The organism is Bernardetia sp. Wsw4-3y2, assembly GCF_037126295.1.
Classification (GTDB): domain Bacteria; phylum Bacteroidota; class Bacteroidia; order Cytophagales; family Bernardetiaceae; genus Bernardetia.
Genome location: NZ_CP147017.1, coordinates 1,392,079 through 1,405,952, shown reverse-complemented (window position 1 = coordinate 1,405,952; position 13,874 = coordinate 1,392,079). Strand labels below are relative to the sequence as shown.

The 13,874-nt window shown below is 32.9% G+C and carries 12 protein-coding genes; all 12 read right to left on the bottom strand.

The features are described from left to right. Nucleotides 1–25: 25 nt before the first annotated feature. Nucleotides 26–436, bottom strand: coding sequence for an OsmC family protein (locus tag V9L05_RS05575; RefSeq protein ID WP_338814708.1), 411 nt, complete (start codon nucleotides 434–436; stop codon nucleotides 26–28). Nucleotides 437–608: 172 nt separating this feature from the next. Further along, on the bottom strand, nucleotides 609–2,396 hold the full coding sequence (locus tag V9L05_RS05570) for a hypothetical protein (protein WP_338814707.1): 1,788 nt from the start codon (nucleotides 2,394–2,396) through the stop codon (nucleotides 609–611). 270 nt (nucleotides 2,397–2,666) lie between these two features. Next, nucleotides 2,667–3,959, bottom strand: coding sequence for an outer membrane protein transport protein (locus tag V9L05_RS05565; RefSeq protein WP_338814706.1), 1,293 nt, complete (start codon nucleotides 3,957–3,959; stop codon nucleotides 2,667–2,669). Nucleotides 3,960–4,313: 354 nt separating this feature from the next. Then, nucleotides 4,314–5,663, bottom strand: a complete 1,350-nt coding sequence (speD, locus tag V9L05_RS05560) for an adenosylmethionine decarboxylase (RefSeq protein WP_338814705.1) — start codon at nucleotides 5,661–5,663, stop codon at nucleotides 4,314–4,316. A gap of 340 nt (nucleotides 5,664–6,003) precedes the next feature. Next, on the bottom strand, nucleotides 6,004–6,717 hold the full coding sequence (aat, locus tag V9L05_RS05555; RefSeq protein ID WP_338789902.1) for a leucyl/phenylalanyl-tRNA--protein transferase: 714 nt from the start codon (nucleotides 6,715–6,717) through the stop codon (nucleotides 6,004–6,006). A 189-nt stretch (nucleotides 6,718–6,906) separates the two neighbouring features. Further along, nucleotides 6,907–7,290, bottom strand: a complete 384-nt coding sequence (locus V9L05_RS05550) for a DUF3037 domain-containing protein (protein WP_338789904.1) — start codon at nucleotides 7,288–7,290, stop codon at nucleotides 6,907–6,909. After that, a complete protein-coding gene (locus V9L05_RS05545; RefSeq protein ID WP_338814703.1) occupies nucleotides 7,280–8,059 on the bottom strand; it encodes a HipA family kinase in 780 nt (259 codons plus the stop codon). Before V9L05_RS05545 ends, V9L05_RS05550 begins: the two co-directional genes overlap by 11 nt. Before the next feature lie 130 nt (nucleotides 8,060–8,189). Next, complete coding sequence (locus V9L05_RS05540; protein WP_338789906.1) at nucleotides 8,190–8,798, bottom strand: cytochrome c oxidase subunit 3; 609 nt, start codon at nucleotides 8,796–8,798, stop codon at nucleotides 8,190–8,192. A 120-nt stretch (nucleotides 8,799–8,918) separates the two neighbouring features. Further along, nucleotides 8,919–9,866 carry a heme o synthase gene (gene cyoE, locus V9L05_RS05535; RefSeq protein ID WP_338814702.1) on the bottom strand — a complete coding sequence of 316 codons (948 nt, stop codon included), beginning with the start codon at nucleotides 9,864–9,866 and terminating at the stop codon, nucleotides 8,919–8,921. 80 nt (nucleotides 9,867–9,946) lie between these two features. After that, nucleotides 9,947–10,933 (bottom strand): COX15/CtaA family protein, encoded by a 987-nt coding sequence (locus V9L05_RS05530; protein ID WP_338814700.1) that lies wholly within the window; start codon nucleotides 10,931–10,933, stop codon nucleotides 9,947–9,949. Between the two features lie 200 nt (nucleotides 10,934–11,133). Then, nucleotides 11,134–13,095, bottom strand: a complete 1,962-nt coding sequence (locus V9L05_RS05525) for a DUF3857 domain-containing protein (protein WP_338814699.1) — start codon at nucleotides 13,093–13,095, stop codon at nucleotides 11,134–11,136. A 199-nt stretch (nucleotides 13,096–13,294) separates the two neighbouring features. Next, the gene (locus tag V9L05_RS05520) at nucleotides 13,295–13,783 is read right to left on the bottom strand and encodes a DUF4494 domain-containing protein (RefSeq protein ID WP_338814698.1); all 489 of its coding nucleotides are present in this window, start codon (nucleotides 13,781–13,783) and stop codon (nucleotides 13,295–13,297) included. Nucleotides 13,784–13,874: the final 91 nt, after the last annotated feature.

Below are 13,874 nucleotides of genomic sequence, written 5' to 3'. Positions count from 1 at the left end.
ATAATGATGGAATATTTTATTAAGTTTAGTTGAGCGTATATTCTACACTAATTTTAGCATTTAAAACTTTTGAGATAGGACAATTTTGTTCAGCATCTTTTACTAACTCAGCAAATTTTTCTTCTGTAATTCCTTCTACTTTCGCTTTTAGTGTAAGATGCGAAGTAGTAATTGCACCATCTTCTAAAGCAATTTTACAATTAGTTTCTAAGTTTTGAGGAGTAAAACCTGCTTCTCCTAAGTTAAAACTTAATTTCATGGTAAAACAACCTGCATGTGCTGCTGCTATAAGTTCTTCAGGATTTGTTCCTGTTCCTTCTTCAAAACGACTCTTGAAAGAATACTGAGTTTCGTTTAGGGTTTTACTTTGTGTGGTAAGGTGTCCTTTTCCCTCTTTTCCACTTCCTTGCCATACGGCTGTTGAATGTCTTTTCATAATCTTTAAAATAAAATTGAGTTGATAAAATGATATTTGCTTGTTTTTAAAACTCTTTTCATTTTGAATTTGTTTCTGAAAATAAAAAACTCTAATCATCTTTTTGAGATAATTAGAGTTTTGAATTCAGAATAACACTTTATTTTTTACTAAAATAAAGTGTTAATTATGATTAAGGGAATGTTATTCCTTTATAATTATTAACATCAATCCAAGGAAGTTTAGAATTATATTTTGCATTAATTGCTTTAATAAACTCATTTCCTGCAAGTGCATAACCACGTTGTGTAAGGTGAATACCATCTAAGCTAAATGCACCACCCAATATAAATCTAGCGTCATAGTTTACACCTTGATATGTATAGCCACCTAGTACTTGATTGAAAAAGCCATTCATATCTACATAAGCGTACTTAGCACCAGCAGCAGCTTGAAGTACAGTATTATATTCTGCCACAGCAGCATCTACTTTTGCTTGCTCACTTGGGTCAAGTACAAAACGCTCTGGCAATAGTGGTGGTCTACCAGCAGCAGCCTCTGCACCAAGGTAATTACTAGCTGTGAGTAAAATCAAATCATCTGGTGTAGCTGGGCGTAAGCCAAGTGGAAACTCTGCCGAACGCTCTGTTGCAATAATGAAAGGATTAGCACCTACTGAAACTGTAAGATTAGCTAAAAGAGCATCTAGTTGGTTACTGAGTTGTGTTTCTATGATAGCTTGAACCGCTTCACTTTGCATTTGTTGATCTGTTTGAGATTCTATAAGAGCTTGGGTAGAAGGCAAAGCTAATTGTGTTTGTATTTCAGCTTCAATGCCTGCTTTTACTAGTTCACTATCCATTGCAGCATCTACTCTTGTAGTAATGTCTGCTTGCCCGTCAGCACTTGCAATATAAGCATCAGCAGCAGCTTCTGCTTGTGCTTGAGTTGCTCCTCCAGCAAGTTGCTGTTGAATAACTCCTGCACGCACTCCTGCTGTAACTTCTGTAGTTACATTTGCTCTAGCCCCTGCTACTACTGCAGGACGAATAATAGTTTCGATAGCTCCAGCTACTACTTGTGATCTAACCTCTGCACGCACACCAGCTTCTACAAGAGGTCTTACGCCTGCCGATGCATTAGCACGAAGTCCTGCATTGAGGGCTGTAACTAATGCTTCTTCCTCTGGCTCAAATTCAAAAGCATTATAAGCCACAGCCTTAAAATATGGCGCTCCTAAAATATTAGGAATATTGGCAATAGCTCCACCGCTAGCACCATCCAAACCTGCTACAATGCCATTGATAGCTTGCTCAAAAAGAGGTTTTGGGGTAATTTGGTCTCCACCTTGGTCTCCACCAGAAGTAGCATAACCTAATACATCGTTATTTCCAATCCAAAGTGTAAAGAAAGTAGGATTTTGTGCTGCTGCATCAGCTACTACACTTGCGTTGGCAGAAGTAGCAAAACGCACAAAGAAAGGGTTAGCCAATCCTGTACTCAAATTAGAAGGATTACCATACCCATCAAACAATAAATGAAAAGACCTTGCACCTGGTACTCCCAAGTTTTGATAAGGACCTCCAGCAGCTACTGAAGCAAAAACAGAAGGGTCATTTTGTGTTGGAGTTAACATAGGACGCCCTTTTTCATTAAAACCAGTAAGTTCAATTTTTCCAGTAGCTCCACCACTACCATTTCCTTCTGGAACTAAGGGTGTACTGAAAGACGCTGCTCCTCCTAATTTCTGCATACTCATAGCCATCATTTCAGGGTACGAGTTGATTTGTCCTTCACGATAAAGAGCCCCATCTGCATAACCTGATGTTAGTGAGTTTCCTAGAGCTACATAAGTAGTAAAATCTGCACTACCTGTTGTGAGTGTAGGCTCATCAATTTCTGGCTGACAAGCAAAGAGTCCCATTGTAGCAATCATTGCTACGCCTGTCCAGCGTGAGAAAAGTTTTTTGTATAATTTCATAATGAATATATGCTAATTTTTGTGTGTTTTGAAATAATATAAATTAACAGTAGTATAACAATTACGACCTGCTAAAGCAGCGAAGCTAATTAAAAATTACGAATTATGAATTTCAATATAATCTATTTTACTTGACAACTCATTAAAACGTATTTATTTAATTCAATGTTATCTCTAAATTGAATAATTTTAAAAAGTTATCTCTGATTTTTTTGATAATTGACTTTATACATTTATCACTAATCATTAATAACTAATCACTATTATTTTTTATTCAGAAGCCTTTGAAGAGCCACCAAATTTGTAAGAAAGACCAAGACCAAATACATTTGCACCTGCTTCGAAAGTTCCATCAATTCCACCAGAGTTTGGTGCTGCTACATTTTCACGTTCTGCTTTATCTACTAATAAATAATGAACATCAATAGTAAATCTTTCTCCAACTGTATAGCCAAGACCTAATGTATAACCAATTGTATTTGCATCTGGAGTTTCTGGAGTAATATAACCATCCTCTACTGCTGTTTGGTCGTAATAAATACCACCACGCAATGCAAGTGATTCGGTAGCCATATATTCTGCTCCAAATTTGAAGACAGAAGAATTTTTGTAATGACGGTCTGAAACTGTTTCTGTTGATCCTAATACTGGAGCATCATATTCAAATTTTAATTCTTGATAAGCATCCCAACCTGTCATATTCCATTCTAAAGCAAGTTGTAATTTTTCTATTGGCTTTATACCTACACCAACAGAAATTACAGAAGGCAAAGGAAGTGTAGCATCAAACTTTGTAGCTTGGAAAGCTGCTTGTATTGGACCTAATTGGGGAACTGTAAAATTAGCATCACCTTCTTCTACTGTTAAGTCAATCTTAGAACGATAACTGATACCTAATGAAACTTTATCACTTGCTTCATAGTATGCTCCAATGTTAAAGCCAATTGCAGGAGTTGCACTTCCTTCTAAAAGTACATTACTATCACCACCAGCTTGAGCTATAGGAAGGTTGCGCTCAAGAGAAACTGAACCTGTTGCAATATCAAGACCTACACCAATTCCAAATTTTTCAGATACTTTGTAACTTACTGTTGGTTGAATAACAAATGCTTTTAAGCTAAGCTCATTTAAAGAATAACGTCCAGACCACTCATTGCCCCAAGTTACTGTCGAACCAAAAGGAGTAACTACGCCTAAACCTACTGTAAGTTTTTCATTTACTTTGTAAATACCATACGCAAAGAAAGGTGGAGAAAGAGGAGAATCTGTTTCTTCTATTGTTGTACTATTAGCTCCTAAATATTGCACATTAGAACTTACAATATTTCCTCCCAACATAATAGAGCTATTTTGCTCCATTGCCATTGCACCAGGGTTGAAGAATAAACTTGGTGCTCCTGCTCTAAAACCTACTGCACAGTTACCCATTGCAGTTACTCGGCTACCTTGTAAAACTACTTGATAACCACTTGCCATAACATTAGAGCTTGAAAGCAGTACACCTGCACTTAACAGACCTGCTCCAATGATGCTTGTAGTTGCTTTTTTGAGAAATTTTTTCATAAAATTTTCACTGTTTGTGTGTGTGAATAAATAATTAATGAATTATTGATTTTTGTGATATATTCGATTAATAAAGCAAAAGAATAGTTTTTTCGGAAGTTTTCAAAACCTAATTTAGTCGTTTTTGTCATTTTGATAAAAAACAAAATGATTTTTTGCTAAAATACTAAATTATCTTGCTTATTTTTACCGAAAAGGTATAAAAAATTCGGCTAACATACTAATTTACGAAATAAATTTGCCTTTTATTTTATAAGATGTCTCAGTTTTTGCCTTTAATTTTAATGCAAAAGTAAAGTGAAATACTTTTTGAGAAATTAGACTAGGACAGAGGAACAGTAGAAAATTAATCTATCATAACAAATTTTTAATAAAGTTAGGCAGACAAAAAGCAGCACTATGAATTTCTTGATTGTAATAAAATAAATCTTTATAAAAGTCAGATGTAAAATCTTGATTTTGTTCTATAAAAATAGTTTGGTTTTTACTAGCACATGCAAATCCCCACATTCCAGTAGGTAAAGAAGCCACAGCACTCAAATAAGGAAGAACTGTTTTATTATTTTGATTAAATAAAAATGTGTCTTTTAAAGAATTAATGATACTCACAAAACGCTCTTGATGCCAACGGGGAGCATCACATTGGGTAGCCAAAACACCATTATCATCTAATAAATTATATAGCTTTTTGAAAAATAACTTATCTAAAATGGGTTCTTGAATAGTATCGGCTGCATCTACAATTATTATATCAAAAGTCTGTTTTTTATCATCCTTCGAATAACTATTTAAAAATTGATTTGCTTCTGAAAAAATAAGTTCTAGTTTTGGATTTTCTAAAGCACTAGCAAGGCTTTCAAAATGACTTTGCGCAGCTTGGGTAACTATTTCATCTTGCTCAATCATAACTACTTTTTCTACAAAATCATAACGCAAAACTTCTCTAGCTGTTCCTCCATCTCCACCTCCAATAATCAAAACTTTAATTCCTGCTTTTTTAGGTTCTGAACTGGAAATATTTTTTTTATAAAACGTAAAAGCAGGATGAACAAGCATTTCGTGATATGCAGCTTCATCTTTTTGAGTAGCCACCACCAAACCATCCAAAACGAGTGCTTTTCCGAAGGCGAAGGTGTCAAAAACCTCTACTTTCTGAAATGGACTTTGTTTTTTGAATAACGAATCGCCCTTATGTTTGAGTGATAAAGCTAGATTTTCGTCTCTTTCTGTAAACCAAATTTCTCTACTTATAGTATTTTCTTGATTTTTTGCATTAAAAACAGATTGTTTATTTTGAACACTAATATTACTGTTTTGAGAAATTGAGGAAGGTTTATAGTCATTTTTCTTTAAAAGTTCTAATTGCCCTCTTCTCATTTCTATTGTTGAACCATGGCTGGCTGAAAAAGCTTCTTTCAGGACATTATAGCATTTCCATGGATCTGTGCTTTCGCCACAAGTAAACAGGTCAATAGAAGCAAAACCCCACTCTGGCCACGTATGAATGGCTAAATGACTTTCCTGAATCACGACAACCCCAGAAACTCCGTACGGAGAAAAATGATGAAAGGTAAGATTAATAATGGTCGCACCTGCTTCTTGTGCTGCATTTTGCATAGCATTTTGTACATATATTACGTCATCTAATAATGAGGGTTTACAATCATAGAGTTCTACAATGACGTGTCTTCCTAGTGCATTCAATGGCTTTTTTCTTTAATTTACTTTGTTTCTGTTTTAGTTTTAGAAGTTATTTTAACTATCGTCGTGAGGGCACTGACAATGGCAGAATTATAAATTGAACAGGGTTTTAACCCTGTTTTACATGCAAAGCAAAGCAAAATAATTTATGTTACACTTCCCAAAGAATGTTCATAAAAAATTATGAGTGTGTTTGAGGAACATAATTCATAGCAATATCACGCTTCTGAGGAAGCGTTCCGTTCAGTTCTGAGGAATTGAACGCACGATTTTAAGCAGTTTTTATTTTTATGAACATACCTTAAATAACTTCTTAGACAAATATAATTAATCAAATCTGATTTTATGTAAAAATAAATTCGACAGAGTCGTCAAAACTACTTTCAAAACTTTCTTTATCAAACGGTTTTTCTTTTCCTTTTTCCAATCGTTGTATAAATTCTTTACGAGGAATCATATCAGCACCAAATCTAGATAAATGCTCAGTAAAAACCTGACAATCAATCATTTCAAATCCATTGTGTAATAAATTTTTTATCAAAACTATAAAGCCAACTTTTGAAGCATTATCTTCTAAGGCAAACATAGATTCTCCAAAAAAACATGTTCCTACAATTTCGCCATATAATCCTCCTACAAGTTTTTCATTTTTCCAAACTTCTACCGAATGCGCAAAACCTTCATGATGAAGGTTGATAAAAGCCTGTTGCATTTCAGGAGTAATCCAAGTTCCGTGTTGATTAGGACGATTTGCCATCTTACAGTGCTGTATTACTCTTTCAAAAGCTGTATTAATAGTAACTCTAAACTCTCTTTTTCTTAAAATAGGTCTAAGGCTTTTTGCAAATTTGAAGTTTTCTGGCAAGATAACAAAACGTGGATTAGGCGACCACCACAAAATAGGACTATATTCTGAATACCATGGAAAAATTCCGTTATTATAGGCTTTTTTAATTCGCTCTTCTGATAAATCTCCACCTACTGCTAAAAGTCCGTCCTCATCAGAATACTGAACAGGAGGAAAATCTAACGTATTAGGATTAAGACGGTAAGCCATAAGGAAGCGTAATTTTTAAATAAAAAATAACTTAATACTGTTCTATGAATATATTCACAAGCTAAAATTGAGGTTTTTTATATACAAAGTCAAGTTTAAATTATTTTGAGATAAAAAATAAAACGTGGAATTTTAAACTAACTTCAATTTTCCACAACTAATATTTAGCAGTATAATTTAGATAACATCTTATGACACATACTCTTTAAATATATCTTCTAATACTTCGTTGGGATTACTGCTTAATCCTGAGTAGGTTTTAGAACTTTGAATTATTGTACTTCTACTAGCTGTTAGCCATCCAAATCGTTCAGATAATTCTAATTGACCTATTTTCCCACTGGAAGAATTTCCTTGACACACTAATTTCCATGCTTTCAAATAATCATTTAATAGTTCTACTTCTATTTCACATGAAAATGCCTTTAATTTGTTCTCATTAATATTATATTTGATGTCTAAGAATTTTTTTCGTTTACAAAAAACGATGACCCCAACATTAAAAAATTCTTCTCGTTCTACTTTTGGAACAATTCGTAGGATGGCGTATTTGAATATAAATTTATCTTGCATCAGTGGCTTCTTTAACTAATAAATCAATATTAGTAAGTTTGGTGGTTATAAATTCGATGTAGGCATCTCTCATTTCTTTAGGAGACATAGTAATAGATTCGCTAGTTAGCCAATCTTCTGGAATAGCTGATACAATATCAATAATTTTCTCTTGACTTAAAGCGTGTTTAATTTCTATTGCAGCTTCGTTTAGCTTTGTAGCTTTCTTTAAAAGAACATGGTCTTTAATAAGAGGAAATGTCCTAGTCAAATGATTTCTCCAATTTTCCCAGTTGTGATGAAAATAAAAACTTGCTCCATTATCAATTATCCACAACTCATTATTCCAATGTAATAAATTAGTATTTTTATCTGTTCGGTCAATATTACTAATAATACTGTCTAACAAAACTACTTTAGAGGCAATAATTGGGTCTACATTATTTACAAGTGGGTCGTAAGTAATAGCAGAAGATAAAAACTGTAAGCCAAGATTTAAACCAACACTAAATTTGAGCAAATCTTGAATTTCTTCATCAGGTTGAGTCTTACTAAATGATTCATCAAGATTCATGAAGACCAATTCAGGAATTTTTAAACCAATTGCTCGTGCAAGTTCGCCACCAATAAATTCTGCAATTAACGCCATTTTTCCTTGTCCAGCACCTCTAAACTTTAGGACATATAAAAAATCGTCATCAGCTTTGACAATGGCAGGAAGTGAACCACCTTCTCGTAAAGGTTGTAAATATTGAATAACATCTACGGTTCGAATGTCTATTTTTTTCATACACACAAAAATAATCAAAATATAGATTGACAGCAATTTATATTTTATGTTAATCAAATTAATTAGACAAAAAAAGCAAGTTCATTTCTAAACTTGCTTTTCTATAAATATCTATTTTTTTGGAATAAATTTAATTCAATCCATCTTTAAAGAACATAAAGAAGAAGAATAAATAAACCCAAAGAAGGTCTAAGAAATGCCAAAAAGTCATGCACATAGCAATCGTATTAGTGTTTTTTGAATGCACATTTGATTGCATTGCTCTAATAAGTGTAATGGCAACAAAGACTAAACCAGCCACAATATGAAAAGCATGAAGTCCAGAAATAACATAGATAAAAGAACCAGCAGGATTACTTTTTTCTCCAGCAAAGAAAACACCTGCATCTACAAGCTGTCCCCAACCTTTTACTTGCATATATAAAAATACAAATCCTAAAGCAAGTGTAAGCCAAAGACCAATTTTAATTTGTCCGATTTCATTTTTCTTAGCAGCCAAATATGCCCAGTGCATTGTAATACTACTAAGCAAAATAACTCCTGTACTCCAGTAGAAAAGAGTAGGCAAATCGAAAACGAGCCATTCTTTCAAAATATCTCCCTGTCTTACGATATAACCCGAAGTAAGAGCAGCAAAAAGCATGATTATACTTACAATAAACAACCAAACATTAAATTTCTTTGGGTGCATTGTTGTTATTTCTTGCTCTTCTATGTATATATTTTTTGTAGTATCCATTTTCTAATTTTTATAGTTGATTTAGTATAGTTGATTTTAAGGTAGTTCAGACTTCCTAGTCTGAAAAAGAAATTCTATTACAGTGAATCCAACAGACTAGGAAGTCTGTTATATATTTTATTAAATTTTATCAAACAATAAAGCTAGTTGAACAATAGGCAAATAGAAAAATGAAGAAAACATCAGAAACAAAGCTGATTTGTTATCCCCTTTTTTGACCAAAAGCCACGCAGGAATCAAAAATAAAAGACCACAAACAAAGATGATTACTGCAGAAATTTTACCAGACATTCCATACACATAAGGCATAAGTCCGATTGGTAATAAGAACATGGTATAAGTCAAAATTTGGATAGAAGTACGTAAAGTTTTTCCACCACTAGGAAGCATCTTGAAGCCTGCTTTTACATAGTCGTCATTTCCAAGCCAAGCAATCGCCCAAAAATGAGGAAATTGCCATATAAATTGAATAGCAAAAAGAATGAGAGCAAACTGTGTAATTTCGCCAGTAGAAGCTACCCAACCAATAAGTGGAGGAAAAGCCCCTGGAAAAGCTCCAATAAAGACCGAAAGTGAAGAGATTCGTTTGGAAGGTGTATAAACAAAAGCATATAAAAAGAGCGAAAGCAAACCCAAAGCAGCCGTCAAAGAATTTACAAAGGTAACGAGTAAAGCCCCTCCAATAATTGCCAAAATAACAGCAAAGATAATTCCTTCTGTTTGAGAAATTATGCCTGTTGGAAGAGGACGAGTTTTGGTACGCTTCATATCTTTGTCATACTCTTTCTCTATCACTTGATTGAGCGTATTTGCAGAACCTGTAATAATAAAGCTACTAAAACAAAAGATAGCAAATTTTTTCCAGTCTGTAATCTGTTCTACTCCTAAAGCATAACCAATGGCAGAAGAAAAAACCACTAAAGCAGACAAACGAAACTTTAAGAGCGCAAAAAAGGCTTTTAGCTTTGAGGTTTCTGCATGAATAACATCTGTGTTATGTTTATCTATTGGAGTTTTTGGAAGGTCTAAGTTTATGTCCAAAGTGAGATCATCGGTTTCGGTAAGCATAATGTGTATTTTTTTGTTGCTTATTACTCGTATAGGACACGAGCAATGGTATATTTTTCTTTTTTCTTCAAATAATTTATTTATCCATTAATCATGTCCTCATGAGCGACATTTTTGCCAAAAAGAAAATCAAAATTAATAAATAAAATAAGCAGGATATGAATGCCCAATGCTACGGAAGCCAACAGCATGTGAACAGGTTGTAAGGGTTTTGGAATAGCAAAATAAGCCATAATAATTCCTGTGACTACTTCTATAACTAAGATAGAAAGAAGGCTTTTTCCAAATGTTGCAATACGTCCATTTTTATTGGCATTTTTCCAAATAGAGTAAATTAAAGCTACATGAAGAAGCAAAACTAAAATAGAAAAAGAACGATGTATATAAAATGTCATTCCTAGATTTTCTATCCATTCACTTCGCATATTTTCGCCTAGCATTTTGGAAATGTTATCAATATTTTCTCTTACTTGAGTTCCTAAAATAAGCTGAGCAAAAGCAACTCCTGCGCTCGCAAAAGCAATTAAATTTACCTTCGGAATATTATTTATTTTTTCAGTTTTCAAAACGCCATTATATGAACGAACAACTGTATAAATCAAAAGTCCTACAATAACAAGAGCCATTATCATGTGGATGGTTATCATTCCTTCATGTAAATCAGACGAAACTACTTTTGCTCCTAACCAACCTTGTATAAGCACTCCAATTAGAGCCAAAATAGAAAGAAGAGTAATAATTTTATCTTTTTTCCAAAATGAAACTGAAAGAACAGCCGTAATTAGAATAAAAAGACCAATAAGCGCACCCAAAAGGCGATTGATATATTCTATCCACGTATGAACAGCATTAAAATCTGCAATTTCACGTCCCTGAACAGCAAAAATAGTCTTGTAATCTTCTGGAAGTTCACTAATATCTGTTGGTGGAACATACTGCCCAAAACATTTGGGCCAATCTGGACAACCCATTCCTGAACCTGTACTACGCACAATTCCCCCTACCAAAATAAGTAGGTAAACAGCAATAATGGTAGTAATTCCGAATTTGCGATAAATAGCAGCCATATTTGTAAAAATCTGTGTTGTTAGTAAGTAGACCAACAACGGCTAATTTTTTAAGTTGTTGATAGTTAGTAAAATAAACGTTCAACAAGAAGGTTTTTGATTTGGCTGCAAAGATACGAAAATATACGATTTTTATGATGAAAAAAGTCTTTTTTAAGATAAAAAAGACTTTTTTGAAAATTAAACTCAAATCTAAAAAACTACTTCTTCTTCAAAATAATAACCTCACGATAGGCTTTATTTACTTCTTTTATCATTTTGTTCCAATCCTCAAAACTCTCATTATTCAATAGTAAATAATTTTTGTAGTAATTATGAGTAAATTTTATTTTGTTACCTTCTTTTTTGTATTCGATGTTATAACCAAATAAATCGTTATTGAAATCACTATTTTCTGGCAAATATTCTATTTCATATCCTTCAGGAATTTGTAAAAAAATGTCATTATTGGCTTTAAAAAGGTAGTCATTTTCAATAGGCGATTTTCTATCTTTTTCTATTTCATCATTACTAAAGGCTTTTTCCATATTCATATTAATATAAATTTCATCGCCTACAAACTTTGCATAATCTTCAATTCTGAAATCATATTCAATCTTTAGAGCTTCGTCTTTTTCGTTTAGATTATTGATTTTGTAATCATCTACAAAAAACTTATTATTTCCTTTTGTAAAATAACGATTCATATAGATTTTTTCATTTTCCTTCGAAAGTCCGTCTATATAATGTGTCATGTAGCCTTTTGGATAACCTTCTGCTGAATACTGACCTTTTCCAACTAAATTTTTATCTGAAATAGAAAGCGAAACAGATTTTTTTGAATAGTTCTTTTCTTTATCAATAATTGGAACTAATGCAACTTTATGCTTTTCTCTTCCCATTCCTAAAAGTGCTTCCTTTCCTTGTATCATCGAAGAAGGAAAACCAAAAGGAGAATAAGAGTCTGTCGCATCAAGAAAAATAAATTCGCCTTCTGTTGGTTGATAGGTCACAATCATGTGATTATCCACAATTGGAGTAGGAATTTCAGAGTATTTATAAGGTAAACTTCTTGAACCAATCCAAGTCAAATAAGTATTCTCAATTCCTGCCATATTGAGCATTTTATGGATGATAGAAGACATTCCCTTACAATCTCCATAACGTTTTGCATAGACAAAACTCGCCTCGCTAGGAATAAAACCTTGCATTCCATCCTCAAAAGCAATATACTTGATATTATCTTGAACCCAATAAAAAATATTTTTCACTTTCTCTTGTTCCTCTGTCACGCCTTTTGTAAGCTCTGTTACAGTTTTAAATAATTCTGCATCATCTTCTAAATTTACTTTACAAGACAAATTAGAATACCAATCATATAAATCAGCCACGCTTTTAGCTATTTTTTGAGTACGATTTGGATAATTTATTTGAGTTACATAATAGACAATATGAGGAGAAAAGTAATTTCTTCGTGGTGCATTATCTTCTGCTTTAAAATCTTTCAAGTTTTTTGCAGTCCACTCATAAATAACATAATTTCCTTTTTCAGTCTTATTAAAATCTAGTTTTATATCTTCTGTGTTGAATAATTTGTAATTAATCTCTATATTTTTATTGACTTTCAAAGTCAGTTTTGCTGATTTTATTGGAACATAACTATCCAAATAAAACGAACTCAAAAAACGTGGGTCTTTGATATTCTGTGTAATCGAAACCTGTGTGCGAGCCTGTGGAGAAACATTAGGCATGATAAAGTTTGTAGATTCCAAATCATCATAAAATATTCCAGAAGAAGACTCTTTTTCTTTTTTGAAATATTCTACTTTCATTTTTTTGTAGCGTTTTCCATTTGGAACAAGTGTAACTGCATCAATATTTTCAATTTTAGAAAAATAAGATTCATACGCTTTTTGAGAAGCTAATCCTGTTGCTCTGTCGGTCAGAAATAATAAATCTTCATATTCTGTGTGTAAAATGGAAACTGTATCGCCTTCAAAATCAATCGTTATTTCATCATTTTTCTCTAATAAAACACCCATTTTATCAGGAAATTCTTTTTTATATTGATTATAAATGTCTTCTGGACTTTGGCTAAAAGAAGTAGAAATGAAAGCCGAAAAGAAGAAAGCTAGAAATACAGTTTTGACTATAAAATTATTTTTAGGCATTAAAGTTATCATTATAGAATGGAGTAGATGATTTTTTATAAAATTAGCACATTTTTAATTTACGAATTTTTACCACAAAAGGATTTGAAGCAGAAATTTGTCTGTCAAAATAAATACCACAAAAAAAGCTGCAAATTTTACTTTTGCAGCTTTTTTATTCGAAAGCTAAAGCATTCGGTACGTTTTAATCATCCTAAAGTATAATCTACATTTAATCTTCTATCTCTTCAATTTCTGAAATAGGACGAAGATTTGGCGTAACTCTTTCTTCAGGTGACTTATAACGGAAAACTTCCACTAAAGGAGTTTTGATAATCTCAATGATTTCGTAAGGAACGAGCATCGACGAAAATTCTTTTGTAAGACGTGTATGAGCATCTAACAAGTCATCAGCAGCAATCAAAACTTGATTTTTTACTTCACGCTCTTTTCCTTTTGCTTCATCAATGGTTACATAACGGATTTTGCATTTGTAGTAATTATCAACATTTGGATAGGTAAAAACATCTACAAAGTTCATTCTGTTGGCTGCTGCCACCGAAAATTCTCCTCGCATCGAACGACCCACTTCTTCGTGCATACGTGCTTCTGCTTCTGTGAGTGTGGTTGCGTCAGTCAGATAATTATCTTTCATGCGCTTTACCGTTCCATCTTCTAATTCTTTTGTATAACTGACTTTGCAGAGAAACCAATAATTCATTTTTGTATGGGATTTATATTTTGTATTCTAATTTTTTCTGATTGATTCAGTTCTGAGGAACTGAACACACATATTTTTACCAAAAATACAT